This is a genomic window from Streptacidiphilus jeojiensis, assembly GCF_042510965.1.
GTDB classification, from domain to species: domain Bacteria; phylum Actinomycetota; class Actinomycetes; order Streptomycetales; family Streptomycetaceae; genus Streptacidiphilus; species Streptacidiphilus jeojiensis.
On sequence record NZ_JBEUKS010000003.1, the window covers coordinates 546170 to 569771 of the forward strand.

General features: G+C 69.9%; 24 protein-coding genes. 13 read left to right on the forward strand and 11 right to left on the reverse strand.

Translation table 11 applies throughout. The features are described from left to right. Positions 1–34 precede the first annotated feature (34 nt). Entirely contained in the window at positions 35–1009 is a 975-nt protein-coding gene (locus tag ABUW04_RS11485) for an aldo/keto reductase (protein WP_380564410.1), read from the reverse strand. A 272-nt stretch (positions 1010–1281) separates the two neighbouring features. Between ABUW04_RS11485 and ABUW04_RS11490 the strand changes: the two genes are divergently transcribed. Together ABUW04_RS11490 and ABUW04_RS11495 are read left to right on the forward strand one after the other, a co-directional pair. Continuing rightward, complete coding sequence (locus ABUW04_RS11490) at positions 1282–2166, forward strand: helix-turn-helix transcriptional regulator (protein ID WP_380564411.1); 885 nt, start codon at positions 1282–1284, stop codon at positions 2164–2166. A 112-nt stretch (positions 2167–2278) separates the two neighbouring features. After that, positions 2279–3361: a protein kinase family protein gene (locus ABUW04_RS11495; protein WP_380564412.1), complete on the forward strand. Its 1083-nt coding sequence runs from the start codon at positions 2279–2281 to the stop codon at positions 3359–3361. Between the two features lie 21 nt (positions 3362–3382). Here the strand turns inward: ABUW04_RS11495 and ABUW04_RS11500 are convergent, their stop codons facing one another. Together ABUW04_RS11500 and ABUW04_RS11505 are read right to left on the reverse strand one after the other, a co-directional pair. After that, positions 3383–3616, reverse strand: a complete 234-nt coding sequence (locus tag ABUW04_RS11500; RefSeq protein WP_380564413.1) for an arginase family protein — start codon at positions 3614–3616, stop codon at positions 3383–3385. Between the two features lie 51 nt (positions 3617–3667). Beyond that, positions 3668–4219 carry a GNAT family N-acetyltransferase gene (locus tag ABUW04_RS11505; RefSeq protein ID WP_380564414.1) on the reverse strand — a complete coding sequence of 184 codons (552 nt, stop codon included), beginning with the start codon at positions 4217–4219 and terminating at the stop codon, positions 3668–3670. 51 nt (positions 4220–4270) lie between these two features. Between ABUW04_RS11505 and ABUW04_RS11510 the strand changes: the two genes are divergently transcribed. Further along, positions 4271–4888 (forward strand): TetR/AcrR family transcriptional regulator, encoded by a 618-nt coding sequence (locus ABUW04_RS11510; RefSeq protein WP_380564415.1) that lies wholly within the window; start codon positions 4271–4273, stop codon positions 4886–4888. Positions 4889–4913: 25 nt separating this feature from the next. Here ABUW04_RS11510 and ABUW04_RS11515 read toward each other — a convergent pair whose 3' ends face one another. Next, positions 4914–5318 (reverse strand): nuclear transport factor 2 family protein, encoded by a 405-nt coding sequence (locus ABUW04_RS11515; protein ID WP_380564416.1) that lies wholly within the window; start codon positions 5316–5318, stop codon positions 4914–4916. Positions 5319–5371: 53 nt separating this feature from the next. Beyond that, positions 5372–6343, reverse strand: a complete 972-nt coding sequence (locus ABUW04_RS11520; RefSeq protein WP_380564417.1) for an alpha/beta hydrolase — start codon at positions 6341–6343, stop codon at positions 5372–5374. A 197-nt stretch (positions 6344–6540) separates the two neighbouring features. Between ABUW04_RS11520 and ABUW04_RS11525 the strand changes: the two genes are divergently transcribed. Next, positions 6541–7086, forward strand: a complete 546-nt coding sequence (locus tag ABUW04_RS11525; RefSeq protein ID WP_380564418.1) for a hypothetical protein — start codon at positions 6541–6543, stop codon at positions 7084–7086. Positions 7087–7122: 36 nt separating this feature from the next. Here the strand turns inward: ABUW04_RS11525 and ABUW04_RS11530 are convergent, their stop codons facing one another. Beyond that, positions 7123–7908 carry a class I SAM-dependent methyltransferase gene (locus tag ABUW04_RS11530; protein ID WP_380564419.1) on the reverse strand — a complete coding sequence of 262 codons (786 nt, stop codon included), beginning with the start codon at positions 7906–7908 and terminating at the stop codon, positions 7123–7125. 152 nt (positions 7909–8060) lie between these two features. Here ABUW04_RS11530 and ABUW04_RS11535 point away from each other — a divergent pair, with 152 nt between their 5' ends. The 3 genes from ABUW04_RS11535 (at position 8061) to ABUW04_RS11545 (ending at position 10496) form a co-directional block, all read left to right on the forward strand. After that, the gene (locus tag ABUW04_RS11535) at positions 8061–8501 is read left to right on the forward strand and encodes a hypothetical protein (RefSeq protein WP_380564420.1); all 441 of its coding nucleotides are present in this window, start codon (positions 8061–8063) and stop codon (positions 8499–8501) included. Positions 8502–9053: 552 nt separating this feature from the next. After that, positions 9054–10283 (forward strand): glycosyltransferase, encoded by a 1230-nt coding sequence (locus ABUW04_RS11540; protein WP_380564421.1) that lies wholly within the window; start codon positions 9054–9056, stop codon positions 10281–10283. A gap of 45 nt (positions 10284–10328) precedes the next feature. After that, the gene (locus ABUW04_RS11545; protein WP_380564422.1) at positions 10329–10496 is read left to right on the forward strand and encodes a hypothetical protein; all 168 of its coding nucleotides are present in this window, start codon (positions 10329–10331) and stop codon (positions 10494–10496) included. A 159-nt stretch (positions 10497–10655) separates the two neighbouring features. On the opposite strand, the gene ABUW04_RS11550 is transcribed toward ABUW04_RS11545, so the two are convergent. Continuing rightward, positions 10656–11336, reverse strand: a complete 681-nt coding sequence (locus ABUW04_RS11550; protein ID WP_380564423.1) for a TetR/AcrR family transcriptional regulator — start codon at positions 11334–11336, stop codon at positions 10656–10658. A 286-nt stretch (positions 11337–11622) separates the two neighbouring features. On the opposite strand from ABUW04_RS11550, the gene ABUW04_RS11555 reads away from it, so the two are divergent. The 3 genes from ABUW04_RS11555 (at position 11623) to ABUW04_RS11565 (ending at position 14653) form a co-directional block, all read left to right on the forward strand. Further along, complete coding sequence (locus tag ABUW04_RS11555) at positions 11623–12318, forward strand: alpha/beta fold hydrolase (protein ID WP_380564424.1); 696 nt, start codon at positions 11623–11625, stop codon at positions 12316–12318. Between the two features lie 95 nt (positions 12319–12413). Continuing rightward, on the forward strand, positions 12414–14027 hold the full coding sequence (locus ABUW04_RS11560; RefSeq protein WP_380564425.1) for an amidohydrolase: 1614 nt from the start codon (positions 12414–12416) through the stop codon (positions 14025–14027). A gap of 83 nt (positions 14028–14110) precedes the next feature. Continuing rightward, on the forward strand, positions 14111–14653 hold the full coding sequence (locus ABUW04_RS11565) for a GNAT family N-acetyltransferase (RefSeq protein ID WP_380564426.1): 543 nt from the start codon (positions 14111–14113) through the stop codon (positions 14651–14653). A gap of 17 nt (positions 14654–14670) precedes the next feature. Here ABUW04_RS11565 and ABUW04_RS11570 read toward each other — a convergent pair whose 3' ends face one another. Beyond that, the gene (locus ABUW04_RS11570; protein WP_380564427.1) at positions 14671–15327 is read right to left on the reverse strand and encodes an HAD family hydrolase; all 657 of its coding nucleotides are present in this window, start codon (positions 15325–15327) and stop codon (positions 14671–14673) included. Positions 15328–15386: 59 nt separating this feature from the next. Beyond that, positions 15387–17333, reverse strand: a complete 1947-nt coding sequence (locus tag ABUW04_RS11575) for a BTAD domain-containing putative transcriptional regulator (RefSeq protein ID WP_380564428.1) — start codon at positions 17331–17333, stop codon at positions 15387–15389. A gap of 113 nt (positions 17334–17446) precedes the next feature. Here ABUW04_RS11575 and ABUW04_RS11580 point away from each other — a divergent pair, with 113 nt between their 5' ends. Then, positions 17447–18325 carry an alpha/beta fold hydrolase gene (locus ABUW04_RS11580; protein ID WP_380564429.1) on the forward strand — a complete coding sequence of 293 codons (879 nt, stop codon included), beginning with the start codon at positions 17447–17449 and terminating at the stop codon, positions 18323–18325. A 100-nt stretch (positions 18326–18425) separates the two neighbouring features. Here the strand turns inward: ABUW04_RS11580 and ABUW04_RS11585 are convergent, their stop codons facing one another. Continuing rightward, a complete protein-coding gene (locus ABUW04_RS11585; protein WP_380564430.1) occupies positions 18426–18722 on the reverse strand; it encodes a hypothetical protein in 297 nt (98 codons plus the stop codon). A gap of 411 nt (positions 18723–19133) precedes the next feature. On the opposite strand from ABUW04_RS11585, the gene ABUW04_RS11590 reads away from it, so the two are divergent. Further along, complete coding sequence (locus ABUW04_RS11590) at positions 19134–20423, forward strand: TULIP family P47-like protein (protein ID WP_380564431.1); 1290 nt, start codon at positions 19134–19136, stop codon at positions 20421–20423. A gap of 94 nt (positions 20424–20517) precedes the next feature. Beyond that, positions 20518–22074 (forward strand): TULIP family P47-like protein, encoded by a 1557-nt coding sequence (locus ABUW04_RS11595; RefSeq protein ID WP_030261513.1) that lies wholly within the window; start codon positions 20518–20520, stop codon positions 22072–22074. Between the two features lie 83 nt (positions 22075–22157). Here the strand turns inward: ABUW04_RS11595 and ABUW04_RS11600 are convergent, their stop codons facing one another. Continuing rightward, entirely contained in the window at positions 22158–23381 is a 1224-nt protein-coding gene (locus tag ABUW04_RS11600; protein ID WP_380564432.1) for an alpha/beta hydrolase family protein, read from the reverse strand. Between the last annotated feature and the right edge of the window lie 221 nt (positions 23382–23602).

Consider the following 23602-nt stretch of genomic DNA (forward strand, 5'->3'; position numbering starts at 1 on the left):
TCAGCGGGGCTGGTCGGTGGTGCCGCTCATCAGCTCAGCGTTCCATCATCTTCATCTGGGCCGGGTTGTGCGTGTCTCCCGCGGCCGGCGGCAGCGCGCTGAGCCGGGCGAGCTGGTCGTCGGTCAGGTGGAGGGTGTCGGCGGCGGTGTTCTCCTCGACGCGCTCGACGCGGCGGGTGCCGGGGATGGGGGCGATGTCCTCGCCCCGGGAGAGCAGCCAGGCGAGGGCGACCTGTCCGGGGGTGGCGTCGATCTCGGCGGCGATGGCGGCGACCTGGTCGGCGAGGTTCAGGTTGTGCTGGAAGTTCTCCTCGGTGAAGCGGGGGTTGTCGGCGCGGAAGTCGGTGGCGTCGAAGTCCTCGCGGGAGCGGATGGCTCCGGTCAGGAAGCCGCGGCCGAGGGGGGAGAACGGGACGAAGCCGATGCCCAGTTCGCGCAGTACGGGCAGGACGCGGGCTTCGGGGTCGCGGGTGAACAGGGAGTACTCGGACTGCACGGCGGTGACCGGATGGACGGCGTGGGCGCGGCGGATGGTGTCGGGTCCGGCCTCGGACAGGCCGATGTGCCGGATCTTGCCCGCGGTCACCAGCTCGGCCAGTGCCCCGACGGTCTCCTCGATCGGGGTGCCGGGGTCCACCCGGTGCTGGTAGTACAGGTCGATGTAGTCGGTGCCCAGGCGCGTGAGTGAGCCCTCGACGGCGGTACGGATGCTGGCCGGGCTGCTGTCGGCGCCGCCGTCGCGGCCGGTGTGGGAGATCAGTCCGAACTTGGTGGCCAGTACCACCTGGTCCCGGCGGCCCTTCAGCGCGCGGCCGACCAGCTCCTCGTTGGTGTAGGGGCCGTAGACCTCGGCGGTGTCGATGAGGGTGACGCCCAGGTCGAGAGCGCGGTGGATGGTACGGATCGACTGGTCGTCGTCGGTGCCGGCGCCGGTGTAGCCGTGGGACATGCCCATGGCTCCCAGTCCGATGCGGGCGACGTCCAGGTCACGCAGGCGGATGTGCTTCAAGAGGATTCCCGTCCTTCAGTCAGTGGGAGGTGGATGGGGGCGCCCGGATCAGGGGCGGACGATGACCGTGAGGGCTTCGCGGAGCAGGGCTGAACGCATGGATTCCACTCTCCCTGACGGTCTCGGACCCGGCACCCGGGCCGCACGACGACCCTCGCAGCCGCCTGCTATCCAGACAACACCGCCCACGGTCCGACCGGAGCCGCCAAAGGGACCCTGACAAGGTCCCCCATACGTGTGTCCTACGAGGTGCCCGGACGTAGTGTCGGGGCATGGACCGACGCAGCGAGATCCGCGACTTCCTCACCTCCCGCCGCGCCCGGATCACCCCCGAGCAGGCCGGCCTGACCCCCTCCCCACTCGCCGGCGCACGACGCGTCCCGGGCCTGCGCCGCGAGGAGGTCGCCCAGCTCGCCGGCGTCAGTGTGCCCTACTACACCCGTCTGGAGCGCGGCGACGCCCGAGGCGCCACCGACGCCGTCCTGGACGCCATCGCCGGTGCGCTGCAGCTGGACGACGCCGAACGCGCCCACCTGTTCGACCTGGTCCGCGCCGCCAACGCCACCACCGCCCGGGCCCGCACCCAGAGCCACCCTGCCCGGCGCACCCTGCGCCCGGAACTGTGGACCATGCTGGAGGCCATGACCGGCGTCCCCGCCTACATCCGCAACGGCCGGCTGGACCTGCTGGCCGGCAACGCCCTGGCCCGCGCCCTGTTCGCGCCCGTCTTCGACAGCCCCGCCAGGCCGGTCAACTCCGCCCGCTTCACCTTCCTGGACCCTGCCGCGCCCGAGTTCTACCCCGACTGGGACGCCGTCGCGGACCAGAACGTCGCCACCCTGCGCGCCGAGGTCGGCCGCAACCCCCACGACAAGGCCCTGTCCGACCTCATCGGCGAGCTCTCCACCCGCGGCGACACCTTCGACCGCCGCTGGGCCCGCCACGAAGTGCGCCGCCACCGTGCCGGCGCCAAACGCATCACCCATCCCCTGGTCGGCGACATGACCTTCAACTACGAGACCATGCAGCTCACGGCCGACGAGGGCCTGTACCTCATCGTCTGCGGCGTCGCCCCCGGCAGCCGTGACGCCGACGGCCTCAACCTGCTCGCCAGCTGGAACAGCACCCCAACGACGACGCCCCCGTCCAGCATCTGACGCGACGCCGGCTCACCACGGACCTCTCCGGGCAAGGGCGTTGCTGCGGGGGATAGGGTCGAGCCCGTCCAGGAGATCACCGACGCCCCGGATCGGGGCAGGGGAGCCGTCGATGCACCAGCCAGACCCCTGGCACGCCGCGCGGCTCACGGCCTGCTCGACCGTGTCCACCCGCCTGTCCCTCCTGAGTGATCGTCGACTGAGTGAGGTCGTGGCGGCCGCTTGCCCGCTCGGGTTCGGCATCGGCGGCAGGTCCGCGGAAGCGGACATCGACGGCGTGCGGGTCTTCATCAAGCGGATTCCGCTGACGGATATCGAGACCAGGCCGGAGAACGCGCAGTCCACGGCGAACCTCTTCGGGCTGCCGATGTTCTACCAGTACGGAGTGGGCTCGGTCGGCTTCGGGGCCTGGCGCGAACTGGCCGTGCACACCATGACCACCGACTGGGTCGTCGGGAACCAGTACGAGGGCTTTCCGCTGATGTACCACTGGCGGGTTCTGCCCGACTCCCCTCCCGAGGGGTTCGCCGACGCCTTCGGGGGCATCGACGGTGCCGTGGCGCACTGGGAGGGCTCAGCGGCGGTACGGGAGCGGCTGGAGGCCATCGGCCGGTCCTCGTCCAGCCTGGTGCTCTTCCTGGAGCACGTTCCGCACACGCTCGCCGCATGGCTCAGCGACCACCGGGACGCTGCTCCACAGGGCGGGGCCGGATCGCCGTATCCCTGGGTCGAGGAAGCCCTGGCCCGCGGCGCCGCGTTCATGAGGTCACGCGGGCTCGTCCACTTCGACGCCCACTTCCACAACATCCTGACCGACGGTCGGCTGATCTACTTCGCGGACTTCGGGCTCGCCCTGAGCTCCGACTTCGAACTGTCAGCGGCCGAGGCGGAGTTCCTCGCGGACCATCTCTCCTACGATCACCACTACACCGCGAATCATCTGCTGAACTACCACCTTCCCGAGGCCGTGCGCGGCGGGACGGCACACGAGGCGTTCCTCCATGAGTGGATCTCCGGGCAGCGGCCTGACGGCGTCCCGCCCGAGATCGCGACGATCATCGACCGACATGCCCGGACGGCCGTGGTCCTGGAGGACTTCCACCGCCGCCTGCTGACCGAGAGCAAGCGGACGCCGTTCCCAGCGACCGAGCTCGCGTGGGCCGGCACCGCCGCCGCGGCGCCCCGCGCGGGCTGACCCTGCTCCGCGAACGGGTCGTCAGCGCGCTCGGCCGAGTTCGCCCAGGCCGTCGACAAGGACCTCCACCAGCGTCCGGGCGTGGCGGCCGTCCGGGTCGAGGTCGGGGTCGAAGACGGTGACCTGTGCGCCGACGGCGCGGGGGGCGAGCGTCGCGAGCAGCTCGGTGAGGTGCGCGGCCCCGATGCCGCCCGGGTCCGGGCTGTCGACTGCGGGCATCACCTGCGGATCGAGGATGTCCCAGGGGTCGGACACGTGGCGAGCCGGCCCGGTGGCGGCCGGCTTCCACGGCAGGCAACTGGGGCGTCAGGGGCCGCCCGGTGTCCACTCCGTGGCCAGGACCGCCCACACCTGCTTGTCGTGCCGGGTTCCCCCGTAGGGCCATGCCTCGCGCCGCACTCCCTCCAGGGTCATGCCCAGGCGTTTGGCGACAGCGGCGCTGCGCTGGTTGTCGGCGCGGCAGTGCCATTCGGCCCGGTGGAGGCCGCGCCGGGCGAACGCCCAGTCCACCAGCGCGCTGCAGGCGGGGGTGATCAGGCCCTGCCCCTCGGCCCCGGGCTCCAGCCAGCAGCCGATCTCGCACCAGCCGGCGCCGGCCTGGAAGTCGATGAACATCACGCCGCCCACCAGCACATCGCTGTGCCAGATGCCGTAGAGCCGGGCGCCGTCGCGGGCCTGACGCTCGGCGTACCTGGCGAGGGTGGCCCGTGCCCCGTCGACATCGTTGGTGACGAACGCGGCACCCACCCAGGGGCGGATGTGCTCACGGGCCCGGTCCATGTGGTCGGCGAACTCCTCGGCGTGCCAGACCTCCAGCGGGGCCAGACGGGCATCGTCGCGCAGCGCCAGCGAAAACAAGACGGCCTCCCCATTCACATAACAGACGTTGTGTGAATGTAGCCTACGTGCATGCCACGTACCAAGGGAGATCACGAGAGCCGCCGCCGCGATGTCTCCGAAGCGGTGTGGCACGTCATGGCCGCCCGCGGCTTCACCGGCCTGACCCTGCGCGCCGTGGCCGCCGAACTCGGCGCCAGCACCGGCCTGCTCACCCACTACTTCCCCAACAAGAACGCCCTGGTGGAGTACGCCCTGGACCTGCTTGAGCAGCGCACCGCGGCGCGCCCGCGCCGCGAGGCGGGACCGGGGCTCGCGAGTCTGCGCGCGGCGCTGCTGGACATCCTCCCGCTGACCCGGGCGGCCACCGACAGCAACCGCATCTGGGTCTCCTCCTGGGGCGCGGCGCTCGCCGACCCCGACCTGACCGACGACTACGCCGGCAAGTACGCCCGCAGCCGCGCCAACCTGAGCCAACGAGTCGCCGCAGCACAGGAACTGGGCGAACTACCGCAGGGCGACCCGGACCGGATCGCCGCCGGGGCGCACGCGTTCATCCTCGGCCTGGTGGTCCAGGCACTCCTGGACCCGGCCGCCTTCCCAACGGACCACCAGACCGCACTCCTCGACGACTACCTCACCGCGCTGACGACCCTCGCTGACAGCCGGGGAGAAACGCACCGTCCTTGATGCGTCCACGGCTGACGGATCGACATCAGGCCCTGGCGATCTCCCGGCCCGGCATCGGCTCCGCGAGTGCTCTCCGCCACTCAGGCGCGCCGAAGGTGCCTGCGAAGTACTGCGTCTCGTGCACCACCTGCCCGTCCGCAAGCTCCATGATGCTCACCGAGTAGCTGGGCACCCCGTCGTACGTGATGACGCACTCGCTCACCCACAGAGCACCGCCGCCGACGATCCGCTGGACGGTGAAGTGCCGACTGGCCGGATGCCCGCCCCGCTGCGCCGCGATCGTCGCGCGGCCCAGGAACCTCTCACCTGACTGGGGATAGTCGAGAATCGCGTCCACGGCGTAGATGGTGTGCTCGGCCTCGGTGTCCCCACGTTCCGACGCGCGCCAGTGTTCCTCGATCGCGGCCCTGGTCCGGATATCGGATTCCATCGTTCTGTCCCTTCCTGGTGCGGAGTTCGCCGCTGCGAGTCTGCGGCGTCTCCTCAGTTGCCCAGCGCGGTCCTGAGCGCGTCGATGGCCAGGCGGCGGCCGACCTTGGCGGCGTTGGTGTCACGAAGGCTGTCCAGCATCAGGAAATCGTGGACCATTCCGAGGACCCGGACCGCGGTGACGTCCACCCCGGCTTCGCGCAGCCTGGCGGCGTAGGCCTCGCCCTCATCGCGCAGCACGTCCGCCTCGTCGGTGAGCACGAGGGTGGTCGGCAGGCCGCGCAACTGGTCCAGGCCGGCGCGCAGCGGGGAGGCGTACGGCTCGGCCAGCTGCGCGGGGTCGCTCGTGTACTGGTCCCAGAACCACTTCATCCCCTCACGGGTGCTGTAGTAGTGGTCCGCGAACTGCTGGTAGGAGGGGGTCTCGAAGTTCGCGTCCAGGGTGGGGTAGAGCAGGACCTGGGCCTTGAGGTGGACGTCGCCGCGTTCCTTGGCCATCAGGGCGAGCACGGTGGACATGCCGCCGCCGGAGGAGTCCCCGCACACCGCCAGCCGGGAGGCGTCCAGCGCGTGCCGTGCGCCCTCGCGGGTGATCCACTGCGCGACGGCGTAGTTCTGCTCGATCTGGGTCGGGTACTTCGCCTCGGGTGCCAGGTCGTAGACGGGGAACACCGCCGCGGCACCGGAGCCGACAGCGAGCTCGCGGACCAGGCGGTCGTGGGTGTCGGCGCTGCCGAACACCCAGCCGCCGCCGTGGATGTACATGAACACCGGCAGCGTCCCGGTTGCGCCCCTCGGTCGTACGATGCGCGCACGCACCGTTCCCCAGGCGCCGGCGTCGACGTCGACCCACTCCTCGTCGACCTCGGGCTTGGGCACACCATCGCCGGCCTGCAGCTGTGCGAGCAGGACCCGGCCCTGGTCCGGAGGCAACTCGTAGATCCGCGGACGCGGGTCGGCCGCCTCGACCAGTTGCTTCGCGGCCGCCTCCAGGACGGGAACGGGCGGGCCGGACACAGCAGCCATGATCAAGTCTCCTGACGCGTGCTGGGTCAGTCAGAACCAGCGACTCGCGGTTCCTTCCGGTTCCGGATGGTGGCATGAGCGTACGCATGTGAGCATGCCTACGAGGTGACGTCGCGTTGTCCGCTCAGGCGGTGTCGCGCGGACCGGCCCCGGATCGCCAGGAAACAGCGGGCAAGAACCAGCGGGAGCGATGCAGTATGCGCACTCCGAACCAGTTGACTCCGCTCGGCGCGATCGCGTCGGGATTGGCCGCCGGCCTGGTCGGCACCGTGTGCATGGACACGGTCCGGTTCCTGCGGCAGCGCCGGTCGGGCGGTGAGCGCAACCCTCTGCGGTGGGAATTCGCCTCCGTCCCCACCTGGCAGGAGGCTCCGGATCCCGGACAGGTCGGCAAGCGCCTGATCGAGGGCTTCACCCAGCGCGAACTCCCCGACGCCGCCGCGTGGCCGGTCAGCACGCTCATGCACTGGGGCTACGGCGCCGCCAACGGGGCACTCTACGGCGTCATCGCCGGCTCGTTGCGCAAGCCTCCCAGCGCGGTCTACGGCATTCCGTTCGGCGCACTCGTGTGGATCAGCGACTACATCACGCTGCCGGTCGCCGGCCTGTACGAACCCATCTGGAAGTACGATGCCAAGACCCTCGCAGACGACCTCGTCCCCCACCTCGCCTACGGCGCCGCGACCGGGACCGTCTTCCGGATCCTGGCGTGTGCCGGCACCCGAACTCGTCCGAACGGGTGAGGGCAGGGCTGTACAGAACTCTGCCTGCCGTGGCCGTCATCCCGATCCGTCCAGCGGCTGGACAAGTGCCAGCACCACGACGTCGTACCGCTCGACCACCGGACGCGGTCGCGTGACGGGCTCCGCTGCGGCGTCGGCTTCCAAGCGCCGAAGACCGGACTGGAACTCGGCCGCTGTCAGGTGCGTGAACTTCGACTGCGGCATGGTCGCCATCCGCGCGTGGTACTCGCGCAGGCCGCTGGTCACAGGCTGGGCGAACGAGGCCTCCTCCCGTACCGAGAAACCGCAGGCGGTGAAGTCCGAGAGGACCTCCTGCCGTGCCGGGAACCGTTCCGAGTCGACGTCCCGCAGCGCCGGCCAGTAGTCGTAGACCAGCGCGTCCAGTCGCTCACGGAAGGTCGTCCGGATCACCACCACCCCGCCCGGGCGAAGAATCCGGGCCAGTTCCCGTGCGCACGCGCGCCGGTCCGGCAGGTGGTGGATCACCCGTGACAGCAACGCGAGATCGAACAGCTGCCCGCCGGTGGGGACCGCGTCCGCGCTGCCTCCGACGTAGTGGACGCCCGTCTGTTCGTTGAACCGCCCGGCCTGGGCGAGCATCGCCACCGAGGGATCGACACCGACCACCAGCGACGCCCGACGCCAGCGCGCCAGCGCAGCGCAGAACATCCCCGTACCCGCGCCGATCTCCACCACTGCCGGAGCGGACCGCGGCGAGAAGGACCCGATCAGCTCCACCCAGGCCCGGAGCGACGCCTCCGGCATCTCATTGCCTGCCTGGTACGCACCCGCGAGCCGTACATCGTCGTAGACCCGCCCCATCCCGCGATCTTCACCCGCGAGCAGGAATCGGGCAAGACCGCCCGGCGGCCCCTCTCCGACCAGGTCCGGACCGCGGGCCGGTTCCGACGGGTCGAGGCGTGCCGGGGTCCCTGGTGTGTGGGGGTGGCGGCGGAGCAGGCTACTTTGTCCGGGTGAGTCTCCTTGATGATGTGGCCAAGCGTGATGGCTGGCGGTGCTGGGTGTGCGACGAACCGGTCGACCCTGACATGTCGGTGAACGACCCGCGGGGGCCGAGCGTTGACAGCCGGACCGCCGACCGGAAGGCCAAGGTCGCCGAGCGGCTCGCGCACCGCGGGTGCAATACCCGCAAGGGCGCGGTCAAGGTGGTCATCGCCTGGCCGGAGCGCCTGTACGTGGTGGAACCCGCGCCGCTGATCACCGTTGCCGGACGGCTCGAGCGCAAGGGCGGCCGCGAGATGGTGGGCCGTTGTCCGACCAGGAAGGACGCCCAGGAGGCAGCGGACTGGCTGGTGGACCGGTTCTCCCGACTGGTTCCGGGGCTGCCGGTGACCGCCGACATCGAGCCGGGCGGCGGCCAGTTCCTCGTCATCCTGTCCACCGGCCGCCGCTGACCCGGCGCGTCCGGACGTGCAGGTCGGCCGCCGGTAGTGCGGGGCCCGGGACTGCGGCACTGGGCCTTCGTGATGAGCCGTCATCGGCGAACTTGGTGCTGGTCGAGGCGACGGTCCCGCTCTCGGTGACGGTCACCAGGCCGGCGGATTCAGCCCCGTGGATAGTCCCGTAGTGGATTTCTGAGGTGGTGCCGTCGGACCACCACGTCACCGCCACGTCGTTCGTCCCGGCATCCTCGTCGCCCGTGCACTGGGCTCCCGGCAGATGGACCGTCACCGTGCCCGCCCCGGTGCAACGGGCGGACGGACGGAATCGTCGAGGAGCAATCCCCAATCCCCATACGTGGACCTGACCCGAAGTCCCGGTGCCTGAAAGCAGGCGGAGACGAACTTCGCCCATCCCCGTAGATGGAACGACGCCGCGCGCCGAAAGGACGCGGCCGACGGTCGGGTTGGGTCGACCGGGGTCCAGTCGACAGCGGCGGGCGTCAACGGTGCGGTCGCCCGGTGACTTCCAGGGCATCCAGACCGGGGCGGCACCGGGGGCACAACTTGACGCCGCCTCACTTCCCAGTCCTCCGAGCCCCCGCTCCAGGGTGTGCGCGACACCAGCCTGCCGCAGCTTGTTCCATCACCGGATCCATCGCCCAGTTCTCGCACGATCAAGCCGACCAATGCGGGACGATTATCATCAAAGCCCTACGAAAGACACCAATGAATCCTCACCCTCAACTCATTGCACTCATACCGTCTCGCAACGAGGCAGACCGCATCACCGCCGCGATCGCGGCACTGCACCACCAGACCCGCCCACCGGACCGCATCGTCGTTGTCACCAACAACTGCACCGACAGCGACGGCACCCGCGAAGCCGCTCGTGACGCAGGCGTCTGGGTTCTGGACATCCCCGCCTGCGAAGGCAAGAAGGCCGGCGCCCTGAACCACGCCCTCGACCAGGTCCTGCCCGGCCTCGACGACGCGGACCTGGTCCTGGTCCAGGACGCCGACACCGTACTGGCACGCGAATTCCTCGCCACCGCACAGGGCGCCATGCGCCGCCGCGTCGGCGCGGTCGGGGGAGTGTTCTACGGTGAGCCCGGCGGTGGCCTCCTCGGCCAGTTGCAGCGGATGGAATACCAGCGCTACGCCTGGGAGATCGGCCGCTCCGGCGGCAAAGCCGTTGTCCTGTCCGGAACTGCGACACTGTTCCGCGTCGGAGTGCTGCGACAGGTCAAGGCCGCCAGGATCGCGGGTCGTATCGGCGGTGGCACCTCGTACTACTCGCTGGCCTCCTTGACCGAGGACGACGAGTGCACCAAGGCCGTGAAGACCCTCGGTTACAAGCCGATGAGCCCGGCCGCGTGCACCGTCACCACCGAGGTCATGAGTTCCCTGACCGCACTGTGGCATCAGAGGCTTCGCTGGCAGCGCGGCGCCTTGGAGAACCTGCGTGACTACGGCCTGACGCGGGTGACGGCACCGTATTGGGCGAAGCAGATCATGATGGGCCTCGGCGCTCTCGCCCTGCTGGTGTACCTGCTGTTCGTCATCCTGGAGTTGGTCCTGATCGGGTCGATGACGGTGTCGCCGTTCTGGACGGCGATCGGCGCCCTCTTCGTCGTGGAGAAGACCGTGTCCGTGCGCAAGGCCGGCTGGCGGTCCGTGGTTCTCGCCGCGTTGCTGGTCCCCGAGTTGCTGTACGACATGTTCCAGCACGCCGTGTACTTCCGGTCGCTGTACGACGCGGCTCGGCGCCGAGAAGAGCGCTGGATCGCCACCTGACCTCCCCAACAACCATGTCACTCGACCAACCCTTGGAGCACAGCCATGTACGGACGCCTATTCGGAGCCAGCGGAACCGGTGCGACCGGTGCCACCCTCGCCGCGACCGGCGCGGGACTGAACTCCCTCGCCCTGATCGTCGCGGGGACCACGCTCATCGCAGCCGGTCTCTCCCTGTGGAAGCTCGCCCCCCGCCGACGCCGCAGCAACTGAGTCGCCCCGGGCCAGGGTGGGACGATCGCATGGCGAGCAACTCCCCGCTCATCGTCGAACTCGACGGCACCCTGGCCCGGATCGGCGACCGCTCGCCTTGCGGTGCCGACATGGTCCGCAGACTCCGACCATCTCCCCTGACCTCGCGGAGCTGGTCGCTCAGTTCCCGGCTGCGTCGGCCGTGGTGCCGTAGCGGGCGAGGAACATCTTCACGCCGCCGTGGATGTAGGTCTCGATGACCTCCTGGCCGGGGGCGAAGTCGACGTTGAGCATGGCGATCTCGACCGGGATGATCATGGTGCGGGCGTAGAAGGCGACGGTGAGCTGGGGGTCCGGGTCCAGGGTCATCAGGCCGCGTTCGGCCAGGGTGCGGAAGTGGGGCTCCAGGAGTGTGCGGACCTGGCCGGGGCCGTGCTCGTCCCAGGCGGTGGCCAGGTGGGGGAGTCGGGCGGCTTCGCCGATGACCAGCCGGCGCAGGGCCAGGACGTCTGGCTGGAGCATGATGTGCAGCCAGGCGCGGCCGACCTCGACCAGGTCGGTCTCCAGGTCGTCGCTGCGGTCCAGGTCCGCCTCGCGCATCGCGTCAGTTATCGCGCCCAGTACCTCGCTGAGGATGTCCGCGACCACGGCCAGGAACAGGGGTTCCTTGCCCTTGAAGTAGCGGTAGAGGGTCTGCCGGGAGACGTCGGCCTCGGCCAGGATCATGTCGATCGTGGTGACCGCGTAGCCGTGTTCGAGGAAGACCTTCAGGGCGGCCCGGCGGATCTGCTCGGACTTGTCGGGCTTGGCGGGTGCGACGCGCGCGGCCGCCTGCCAGGTGGCGGGATCGGACGTGGGCATGGTTCCTCCGGGACCGCGGCGCAACGCGGTGCGATGCAACGCAACGCAACGCGACGCAATGCGACGAGACTAGGCAATCTGATTCAGAAGACTAGGTGGTCTGATTTGACCAAGTCAATGTGACCCAGGTCACATAAATCAGACTCTTGTGATCTCCGTCGCGCGGGGTCTAACGTCATTCCCAGATCAGACGAGACAGTCTGATCTGCAAGACGGAACAGTCTGATACTGCACCACGCACCGCCAACCACGGGCCGCCCGGCCCCGGAGATCAACCGGAGGAATCATGAACACCAGCACGCAGCGCCTGAACGTGGTCCTGGTCCACGGCGGTTTCGTGGACGGCTCGGGCTGGCAGGGCGTGTACGACGCCCTGAAGGCCGACGGCTTCAACGTGGCCGTCGTGCAGAACCCGACCCTCTCCCTGGCCGGCGACGTGGCCGCGACCCACCAGGTGATCGAGTCCCTGACCGGACCGGTGGTCCTGGTCGGCCACTCCTACGGCGGCGCCGTCATCACCGAGGCCGGCACCCACGAGCAGGTCGCCGCGCTGGCCTACATCACCGCCTTCGCCCCGGACGCCGGCGAGTCGGTGGCCACCCTCATCGCCAACCCGGCCCCCGGCGCGCCGGTCCCGCCGATCCTGCCGCCGGTCAACGGCTTCCTGGCGCTGGACCGCGACAAGTTCGCCGACTCCTTCGCCGGCGACCTGCCCGAGGCGGAGGCCCGGTTCATGGCCGACTCCCAGGTCCCCTGGGGCCTGGACGCCCTCAACGGCCCGGTCACCGAGCCGGCCTGGCGCACCAAGCCCTCCTGGTACCTCGTCGCCGGCGACGACAGGATGATCCCCCCGCCCGCCCAGCGCGCCATGGCCGAGCGGATCGGCGCCAAGACCGTCGAGGTCCCCGGCGCCAGCCACTCCGTCTACCTCTCCCAGCCCGCCGCCACCGCCGACCTCATCAAGCAGGCCGCCCGCGGCTGACCCCCAGCAGCGACACCACCGGCACCGCGGAACCAGTCGGCAGGACCCGCCCTCGAGCGGGTCCTGCCGTCGAGTCGAGATCGAAGGAGAAGACCATGAAGGATCACGGGGCGGACCTGCTCCTGCGGGCCGCGGCTGTGCACACGCTGGTGCCCGGCCAGGCGCCGCAGCGGGCGCTGGCGGTGCGGGGCGACCGGATCATCGCGCTCTCGCCGGACCCGGACGGTCTCGACGCACTGGCGACGGACCGGACGACCGTGGTGGACCTGGGGCAGGCCACCGTGCTGCCAGCCTTCGACGACACCCACACCCACCTGATCTTCGCCGGCCACAGCGCCCACGACGTCCCGGTCCACCAGGCCCGCACCATCGCGGAGTTCCTCGACCTGATCAAGCAGCGGGCTGCGGTCACCCCCGAGGGACAGTGGATCCGCACCACCACCAACTGGCAGGAGCTCAACCTGGCCGAGCGCCGGATGCCCACCACCGCCGAGCTGGACCGGGCGACCGACCGGCACCCGGTCCTGGTCAAGCGGGGCGGCCACAACGACGTCGTCAACGGCTACGCGCTGCGCCTGGCCGGCATCGACGAGTCGACACCGGTCCCACCCGGCGGGGTGATCGAACGCGACGCCCAGGGACGACTCACCGGGCGGCTGATCGACAACGCGATGGGCCTGGTGGAGCGTCTGGTTCCGGCCCAGCAGCGGGACCTGCGCATCGACGGCCTGCGCCTGGCCAGCGCCCAGTACGCGGCGACCGGCATCGGCACCGTCCGGGACTGCATGGTGACGCCGGCCGACTACGACCTGCTCGCCGCGGCCCGCGACGCGGGCGCGCTGAACACCCGGGTCCGCGCGCTGATCTCGGCGCTCGGCCTCAGCGAACCCGCCCAGGTCGAGGAGCTGCTGGACGGCATGGAGCAGTGGCGCTACCAGGCGGACCCGTGGCTGCGCGTCTGGGGCGTGAAGTTCGGCCTGGACGGCGGCCTGGAGGCCGGCGCCACCGAGCAGCCCTACGCCTGCGACCACGCCTTCTCCGGCACGCTGCTCTGGGAGCCGGACGCACTGGTCGGGGCCGTGGAGGCGGTGGTGCGCCGCGGCTGGAAGGTGGGCACCCACGCCTACGGCGACCGCGCCGTCCGTGTCCTGCTCGACGTCTACGAGCGCGTCCTGGCCCGCAACCCCGGACTGCCGCCGCACAGCCTGGTCATGGAACACGCCGGCCTGGCCGGACCCGAGCAGCAGGCCCGGGCCGTGGCGCTGGGCATCCCGGTCACCGTGCAACAGCCGCTGCTGCACGACACCGCCGAGGTGGAACGCGGATACTGGGGCCCAGAACGCGTCGCCGCCCTCTTCCCGGCCCGCGGCTGGCTCGACCAGGGAGCCCTGATCACCGGCGGCTCGGACTTCCCCGTCGGCCAGTTCGGCGCCATGCGCTCCATCTGGGGCATGACCACCCGTCAGACGGTGGTCGGCGTCCAGGGCCCCGAACACGCCATCAGCTACGCCGAGGCCCTCGCCCTGCACACCACCAACGCCGCCCGCCTGCTCGGCGAGGAGCACCTGCGCGGCATGCTCACCCCCGGCCGCCTGGCCGACCTCACCGTATGGCCCCGCAACCCGGCCACCTGCCCTCCGGACGCCCTGTCCGCCCTCAACCCGACCGGCACCCTCCTCGGCGGCCGATGGGTCCACCGCCCCGTTTGAACCGAGTGGCCGGGTCGGGCCGGACGGATCTGTCGCCGATCGGGGGACAAGTCGCTTGGTGTGGTGGGGCGATACTGGCGTGCATGACTTCAGTGCAGCGTGCGGACGCCGTTCACCTGCGGGCGTTCATCGAGGGCGACCTCGCCTTCCTCGATCGGCTCTGTACGGATCCTGATGCGCTCGGTGAGTTCGAGTGGCCGGGGTTCGGTGATCCGCGGGCACGCCGCAAGCGGTGGGAGAGGGACGGGTACATCTCCGCCGAGTCGGCGGCGGTTGCGATCGTGGGGGCCGACGACACGGCTGTCGGCATCGCCACCTGGAAGCCGGTGGGCTCGCCGTCGGGTGTCGCCTACGAGATCGGGGTGGGGGTGCTGCCCGAGCACCGTGGACAGGGGGTGGGCACGGCGGCGCAGAAGCTGCTGGTGGACTACCTGTTGGACCGCACGACGGCGAACCGCATCGAAGCCGTCACCAACAGCGGCAACCTCAGCGAGCAGCGGGCCCTCGAACGCCTGGGGTTCCGTCGGGAGGGGGTCATGCGCGGCAGGTCCTTCCAGCACGGCGAGTACACCGATGTGCTCGTCTACGGTCTGCTCCGCTCGGAGAGCCGTCCTGGAAAGGCGTGAGGTCTCCCCGGACCTGTTCAATGCGAGGTTGGAGAAGGCTGTCCGAGGATGATGTCCTTCAATTCCCTCAGGGTTTCGATCCGATGGGTGGCCCGCGAGAAGTCGTGCGTCCTGGTGAAGTCGTTGTGGACAACGGCGCAGTCGATGCCGGCTGCCACGGCCGAGTTCAGCCCCCTGGACGAATCCTCCACGACCAGTGTCTCCTCCCTGGTCGCCCCGAGGCGCTTCAGGCCGGTGAGGTACGGTTCCGGGTGCGGTTTGGAGTGCTGGTAGTCCTCGCGGACCAGGACGAAGTCCATGAACTTCCTGATCTGCCGCTTTTCATGGATCAGATCGAAGTCAGCACGCTTCGCGGTCGTCACGATGGCCATGCGGACGTATTTTGACAGTTCGGCGAGAGTGTCGACGACGCCCTCGATCTCGATGGCTTCCGTGCGGAGATACTCCTGGTAGTAGTCATCGCGAACCCCGCGCTGCCTGCTGACGGTCCGTTCGTCGACACCTGCCGCCCTGGCCTGGGTCCATGTGCTCAATCCCCGGCCCATGTCCCGTAGGTATCGGTCCTTGTCCAGGGTGAAGCCGACGTCCGCCAGGGCGCGTTCTCCAGCTCGGTAGTACCAGAACTCGGTATCCACCAGAACACCGTCATGATCGAAGAGTATGTACTTCTTCACTCTTGTGATCCTTCCCTGGGGGAGGGGCAGTCGGGTCGTCACGTTCTCCGTTCATGATCTCATCCGGCGGCGCACGCTTCGGCCTCGGCGAGGTAGCCCTGCACCGGGCCGAGGGTGAGCATGCCGCTGGCGGCGCCGGCGTGCTCGGCACGGGCGTCGCGCAAGGCAGTTGCTGCGCGCACGGCGATCTCGGCTTCGTCGAGGCGTGCGGCGGCGCGGGCGGTCAGGCACCACAGGGCTTCCTGGAGGTGATCGCGGGGTGGTTCGGGCGTGGCAGCGAGGGAGTCGCGAGCGTCTTCCCGCCTGCCCTGGGCCAGGAGTACCAGGGGCCTGGCCCACGGCAGGTACGGCCCCCAGTCGAGTCGGGAGTCGGTGGGGGCGGGGCGGTCGTGCAGCAGGCGCAGGCCGAGCAGGGCGACTGGGAGCAGGCCGTGGTGGAGCCCCGGCATTCCGGCTGTCGCGAGGGCGTCGTCGGCAGCTCGGTATGCCGCCGCCGCGGCCGCGGGGCTCGGCCCGCCGGGTTCCGTGCTGCGGGCGGCGGTGACCCGCGCGCCGAACCATGCGGTCAGGACCGGAACCAGCGGTGACTCGTGGGCGGTGGCCAGCTCTTCCGCGGCGGCTGCGTGCACGGAGCCGGTCCCGAGATCGCCGAGCGCGGACGCGGATTGCAGACGTACGAGTCGGCCCAGAATGGCAAAGGTCGGCAACCCGTGCCGGGTGGACAGCGAGACGAGTTCGGCTCCGATCGTGTCGCGTTGTGATGCCAGGCCGGGGCGCGCGAAGGACTGCAGGAAGACTCCGTTGAGTGCGAACGCCAGCAGCGCCGGGTCGTTGAGGCCGCGGGCCAGAGCCTCGGCCTCGTGTGCACAGGTGAGTGCGGTGTCGCCGGCGTCGTCGCCGCGGCTCTCGACGGCAACGGTGGCCAGCAGCCGGGATCTGAGGTCGGTGGGGCCGCCTGGCCCCAGCGCGGTGAGGGCGCGCTCGGCGGCCTGCACCACGGCGCGGGACTGCTCGGGATCATCGGCGCGGCTCCACAGCGCCGGTACGTCGTAGGCGCCGATGACCCGCGCGGTCAGAGCGAGGTCCCCCGTTCGTTCGGCCGCCCGGATCGCCGCGAGGCGATCGCGCCGTGAGGAGACCAGGGCCTCGCCGCCGACGAGCGCGAGTGTGCGGGCCAGGTCCATCGTCGTGCGCGGACCCAGCCGGGCACCGGTCCCCGGCCAGGGACGGGGCGCCGGTTCGCGGGTCGGTGCGCGGGTCGGTTCGAGGGCTGCGGACCTGGTGAGGATGTCCGTCTCCAGCCGTTGAAGTTCAGGGCTGGGGTCGAGCGCGAGTTGTTCCACGAGCATCGTGCGGGCACGGCGGAGTGTGGCCAGGGCGTCGGCCTGGCGTCCGTCCTGGTACAGGGCACGCGCGAGCAGGCCCCAGGCCGGTTCGCGCCAAGGGTGTTCGGCGACGTGCGCGCCGAGGTCGGCGACGAGGTCGGCGCCCCTGCCGGAATCCAGGAGGATGCTCGCACGCAGTTCCACGCCCTGCAGCCGCAACTCCTGGAGCCGGGTTCGCTCCCGCTGGGACCATGCAGCCTCGGGCAGGTCGGCGTAGGCCGGACCGCGCCACGAGGCGAGTGCTTCACCAAGGTCGACGACGCCATCGGGAGAACGGCGGGCTTCGGCCAGTGCGTCCTGGAACCGGTCGACGTCCGTCGCCCCGCGGGGTAGGTGCAGTGCGTAGCCGGGTCCCTGCGTGATCAGCACGCGCGGCGGTGTGCGGGGCGGCCGGTCGGGTTCGATGGCGCGACGAAGCGCGGCCACGAAGGTGCGCAGCGCCCCCAGGGAGCCGGCCGTCGCCCGCGGCCACAGGTCGTCGATGAGGGTGTCGGTGGTGACCGTCCGACCTTCGGCAGCGACCAGGCGCGCGAGTACCTCGCGATGCCGCGGTCCGCCCAGGTCGATCGGGCTGCCGTCGTCACGCCATGCCTGCACTGCACCGAGCACATCGATCCGCATGCTCCCCATCCTCGGTGCGTGGGCCCGGATCTGCGGTCTCGTACTGATTGGCTGCTCATCGGTGTCGTGCACGGTGGAGCGGTCAGCCAGCCCGAAGTGAGAGAAGGACCGTTGTGGCACTCATGATCCCCGGTTTCACGTACACCCTGCTGCCTGGTTCGGGCAGTGTGAGCCTGTCCGCGGCGATCGGTGGCAGCGGCAGTCCGGTCGTACTGTTGCACGGCTTTCCCCAGACCCACCTGATGTGGCGCCACGTCGCCGAGCAGTTGGCCGGCGAGCACACGGTGGTCTGTCCCGACCTGCGCGGCTACGGGGCGAGCGACAAGCCGGAGGCCGCGGACGAGGAGGTCTATTCGAAGCGGACGATGGCCGCTGACATCGTGTCCCTGATGGCAGGGCTCGGCCATGAGCAGTTCGCCCTGGTCGGACACGACCGTGGTGCCCTGGTGGGGTTCCGGGCCGGGTTGGACCACCCGGAGACGATCACACATCTGGGCATCCTCGACGTCGTGCCGACGCTGGACATGTGGAACGTGCTGCAGGGTGTGTCGGCGGCGGTGGGGTACCACCTGTTCCTGATGGCGCAGCCGACGGGCCTACCGGAGAGGATGATCGCCAACAGTGCGGACGCGTTCTTCGGTTCGTTCCTGGACGCCTGGGCCGAGGACCCGGACGCGATTCCGGAGCAGGTGCGCGCCGAGTACCTGCGGGCCAGTGCGGCCGCCGTGGACTCGATCGTCGCCGACTACCGGGCCTCCGCGGATATCGACGTCGCCCACGACCGGGCGGACCTCGATGCCGGATCACAGCTTGCGATGCCCGTCACGGTCGTCCAGCAGGACTGGGGAGCCCAACTCGGCTACGACGCCGCCCAGGTGTGGAGGGCTTGGGCACCGGACCTCGACCACCGCCTGACGAAGGCGGGGCACTTCATGGCCGAGGAGGCTCCGGAAGAGGTCACGGCAGCGATCCGGGACCTGCTGGCACGCTGACCTCACGATCTGGCTCTGTGAGCGGGGCGCCCGGTGGGGCCGCTCGGTGTCGAGCGGCCCCACCAGGTTGCCGGCCCGGGCGGGGCCGGTTCAGGACGGCTCAGGCGTCGAAGCTGTCGTCGCAGGCGTCGACGGCCTGCCAGGTCAGCCGGCTCCAGTCGGCGTAGCAGCCGTCGTGGTGGTGGACCAGGGGGCCGAAGACGTGCGCGCTGCTTGAGCTCGTGTAGGAGGTGGTCACGAACCCGCCCCACCTGCCGGCCGCGACGGTGGCACTGTCCGAGGTGGTGCTGGACGTGGAGACGCCCCACTGCGCGTCGGCGAAGGCGGGGGCGGAGCCGGCCATGGCGGCCATGGCGACGGCGGCGGCAACAGCGGTACGCAGCAGTGTCTTCTTCACGGGGGACCTTCCGGACGATCAAGGGACGGTTGCTCTGCGTGGTCATCATGTCACTCTGTGTCCGATCGGGCGTGCGTCTGTCGCGTGTCGGTCCGCATGGAACTCTCCAGGCGATCTATCGCACCACTCTGCCTCTCGGCCATGGACGAATGATCGCGGTCCGGCTCGGCGGAGTCGTCTATACCATCGCACTTATGATCATGGCCTCGACCTCCTCTGATCATTTCCGGAATGGGAATTCTGAGGTCGATTTATGAGATTCATTTGAGCTTCGGAACGCCCTCGAAGATTCTTTTCCGGAAATACTTGCGCCCGGCCGCGGCACTGCTACGCTCTGGTCTGCAGGCCGATGGGCAGGGGGCGGGTCGAGCCCGGCAGCGTCGGCAATTCCATGGGAACTCGGGGGAGTCCATGAACATCTACGGGTGGGACACGGTCACCGCGCTGTCGGTCGACGAGGTCAACAAGTCACTCGAAGCAAATCGCTCCAAGCTGATCCAGGAATTCAAGGTAAGCGGCCAGACGCTTTCTGGTACGTATACGCTCCAGGGAATTTTCGGAGCCTGGAGAATTGTCCAGGGAGGCTCCGGGAACCTGCTCCGCCTGGAGGTTCCGCTCACCGCCGGCACCATCCAGGCGGCAGGTGGGAAGCCGATCGACGTGGCCGGGGCCGGCACGGTCGTGGACGTGTCCCTCGACCTGCTGCCGGCGGCCGCCGGAAACGCCCAGAACCTGGTGTTCGCCCTCCACAAGGCGGCCCAGTTCGGGGACACGCCACAACCGGGCGCGGTCACCCCGGTCGCCTTCAACGCGCCCGCGGCCGTCAGCGCCGCGCTGGGTCCGGTCGGTACCCGGCTGGTGCTGGACGCCGTGGCCCAGGCGCTGGCCGCCGACGCCGCCGCCGTCTCCTACGTGTTCGCCTCGGTGAACCTGGTGCCGCCCTCGGCGAACAGCTGGCTCACCCCGGTCCGCAGCGCCTACGTCTACCAGGAGGTCGTCGGCGGCGGTGCGTACCTGGCGATCCTGAGCACCCTCACCGCTCGGGACACCTCGCAACTGCAGCACAGCGTGGACCCGGAGCTCTTCGCCGGTGGCGGCAACGCGGCGTTCGCCATCTCGCAGGACGTGTTCCTGGCCGACGTGGTCGCCCCGGTCCTGCCGCAGGCCTTCGGCGGCGGCTCCAACGCCGGCTGCTTCGGCTACGACGCCGGCCGGCACCTGATCACGGCCGCGCACAGCTTCGGCTGCTCCCAGGTCAAGGCGGGTGCGATCTGGTACACGCCCAATGTGACCTCGCTCAAGATCGGCGTGGTCGGCGGCTCGCTGGCGATGTCGGTCAACGGGAACTGCGACCTCAAGGCGGAGATCTCCATGGACTGGTGGATCACCAGCCAGTACCCGCTCCGCTTCGACCCGGCCACCCAGCGGATCTCCTTCGCCGGCGATCCCAACTCCCGTTCCGGCCACACCACCCACATCCCGTGGTGGTACCTGGCAGGCGGCATCTTCGCCGAGGCCGTCACCCAGGTCGTGGTCAGCGTGATCAGCGACAGCCTGTCCTCCGACCTGAGCAGCCGGCTGGGCTCCGTCGGACTGGCCAACATCGCCGCGCAGACCGTCGCCTGGCAGGGCATGCGGCAGTTCGCCGTCACCTCGGCCCGTCTCGACGGCGCCCTCCTGCTCAGCGGCAACGCCGCCTGAACCAGGCCGGCCCGCTCCACCGCAGGTGACGTCGCGTCACCTCGCGCCATCCTGCGCCACCGTCATCACACCTCACCACCAGAAGGAGGCCGTCGTGGCCACCCAGCACTACCTCCCGCACATCGACGAGGACAAGGTCCTGCGCATCTCCGTCGAGCACGCCAAGGCCGGACTGGAGCACCGCCCCCAGGGCACCCGCGCCGTCCGCAGCTCCAAGCTGCTGGGCGCGACCGCGACCAGCTCCGTCCCCTACAACACCAACGGCTGGGACACCGTCTACGCGATCCCGCTGCCGGACGTGAACAACGCCATCGCCGTCAAGAAGAGCTCGCCCACCACCTGGTCGGGCAAGCTGCCGGCCGGCGACTTCAACCCGGAGATCGACGCCACCGGCACCTTCGGCACCTGGTCGCTGACCACCGGCGGGTCGGGCTCGATCGTCCGGATGCACATCCCCTTCACCGCGACCCTGGTCTACAACGGCATGACCAAGCCGATCGACGGCGGGATCGCCTTCGTCGAGGTCAAGCTGGTCTACCTGCCCCAGCCGCCGGTCGCCGGGGTGACCCCGAACGACCTCGTGGTGCGCAGCACCGGCGGATCGCAGGACGACCCGGTGGTCACCGTCTCCGACGTGACCTACGACTCGCCGCCGATGACCGACTCGACCAAGAACGTGCTGGAGCAGCTGCTGGCCCAGTGGTTCAACGCCAACCTCGACTCCTTCGCCCATGTCTTCGCCACCGTGGACCTGGGCATCGACGAGGCCAGCGGGGACTTCTCCTGGCTCAACCCGACCCAGACCAACTACGCCTACATCGACAACGCCTCGATCAGCGACGCACTGCTGGGCGTGCTGTGCATGACCGAGAACCGGTCCGACCACGGCGCCGTCCAGGAGATCGCCGCGGGGGCGATCCCCGACGGCGCCCGGGCCAGCTTCAACATGTCCCAGGAACGCTTCATGACCAAGATGGCGCTGCCCTCGCTGCCGGCCGAGTTCCCCAACGCCCCGACCGGCACCTTCGTGCTCGCCAACGACGACACCCAGATCCTGTCCACCTCCAGCTTCAACCTGGACGCGGTCAAGGTCGGCGCCATCAACTACACGCCCAACTGCACCACCTACAAGATGACGCTGAACGGCGACGTCATGGAGACCTACGCCTACATCCACACCCCGATCTCGCCCGGCATCGACGCCTACTGCGAGGTCACCTACTACTCCACGGTGGAGCTGGGCACCAAGGACGACGGCACCCAGTCGCTGACCTGGCAGCAGGTCCAGGCGACCGACGAGAAGACCTGGTACACCGTGGCGACCTGGGTCACCATCACCGAGGCCGTCGCCGACATCATCCTCGCGGTGATCGGCGCCGTCGTCAGCGGCGTGGCGGTGGCCGTCGAGCGGGTGGTCTGCCGGATCCTGGTCGCCCTGCTCTGCGGCGGGGTGGTCTCGGCGATCGCCGCGGTGCTGGAGCAGATCCCCGAGTGGATCGCGGGCTCTGTCCCGGACGCGCTGCCCAGCGTGAACGCCCTGGTCGACGGCGCGACCACGCCGATCACCTGGGCGAACTCCACGGAGTTCAAGCTCACCACCGTCGTCCTCAACGGCGGCCTGCAGTTGGGTGGCACTCCCTTCAGCAGCTGACCTCCCATCAGCGTCCCGGCACCTCAGGCAACCCCGGCCACCGCGGTCGGGGTTGCCTGCGTGACGTCCCGGTCGGTGTGGTCCTACGGTTCCAGGCCCTGGAAGGAGACCTCGGGGTTGGTCGCCGACGGCCCTTCGAGCAGACGCTGCGGAACCCCCTTCAAGGTCTGGTCGAAGAACGCGTCGACGTACTCGCGGGTGATCTGCATGGCGCGGGTCGACGAGATCTGCGCACCGGGAATGGGGATGTTCGCCTCCGAGGCCAGGATGGGAATGTCGGTGAAGCTGGTGTGCACGGTCCCGGCGACGGTCAGCCAGAGCTTGTGGCCGTTCAGAGCCGCCCAGGCCTGCCCCCAGGTCGGGTCGGAGCCGCCGACGTTGTGATCGATCTGGGTGCCGAGCATCAGGAACGGGCGGCCACCGAGCCCGCCGGCCGGGACGGGCGCAAGGAACGTGCCGTCCAGGTTCACACCGGCGCGCACCCGCGGGTCGGCAGCCATGGTGGAGACGACGGAGGCTCCGCCGATCGAGTGGCCGGCCATGCCGATGCGCTCCGGGTCGATCATTCCGGCCCGGGCCCAGGCCGGGTGCCGGCCGGTGAGCTGGTCCAGGACGAAGGAGACGTCCCGGGCCCGGCTGTCGGGGACCGACTCCTGCCCCGGCAGCGGCCCGCTGTCGCAGATGGCGCAGGTCAGCGTCTGCCCGTCGGGGAACGTCGTCCCGCTGTCCTCGTAGGTGTGGTCCACCAGCGCGACCACGTAGCCGTGACTGGCCAGATCAGTGGCAAGGCTCGTCATGACGTTGCGCGGGTTCTCGAAGCCGGGCGAGAGCACGACCAGCGGAAACCTCCCGTGCACGGCCCGTGCGCCGCTGAAGGCGTAGGTCTCGGCACCGGCCAGCTGCTGCGGCTGAATGCCGCTGCCCGGCGGCACCCTGGTCTGGATGAATGCTGCCGCCTCGCCGAGGGTCATGTAGGGGGCGGGTTCACCGGTACGAGGTTGGGCCGGGTAGAACATCGAGACCATCAACTGGCGCGGACCGGCCGACGGTACCCACGGATCGGGCCGGTTCCAGTCCACCACGTGCATGATGTCGACGCCGGCTTCGTACCGGCCGGTGGGCCGGGGAAGGACGGCTCGGAACACCGGCGCGGTGGAGGCCGCCGCCGAGGCGGTGACGGACGACGGGACCGTGGACGGGGAGGACGCGGCCTGGGCCGTCCCGGCCAACGACAACGACAGCGACAGCGACAGCGACAGCGGCAGAGCGAGAACCGCGGTTGCCGCGCTACTACGGATGTTTGCCATGGCAAGAAAGCTAGATCGCGGCACCGGGGCCACACATCGGCCCAGAGATGTCATTCGGGACCGCCGTCGTCCCGGCGATGTAGCCGGTGTCATCCCCGGGCACGACCCGCCCGAGCACCACTTGACGGTGTGCCAGAAGGTCCGCGCACCGGTAGAGGCGGTGGCCGCAATGCGCACCAGCGTGCGCCTACTGCCGGCGCGGGCTCCGCAGGGGCGCGGAG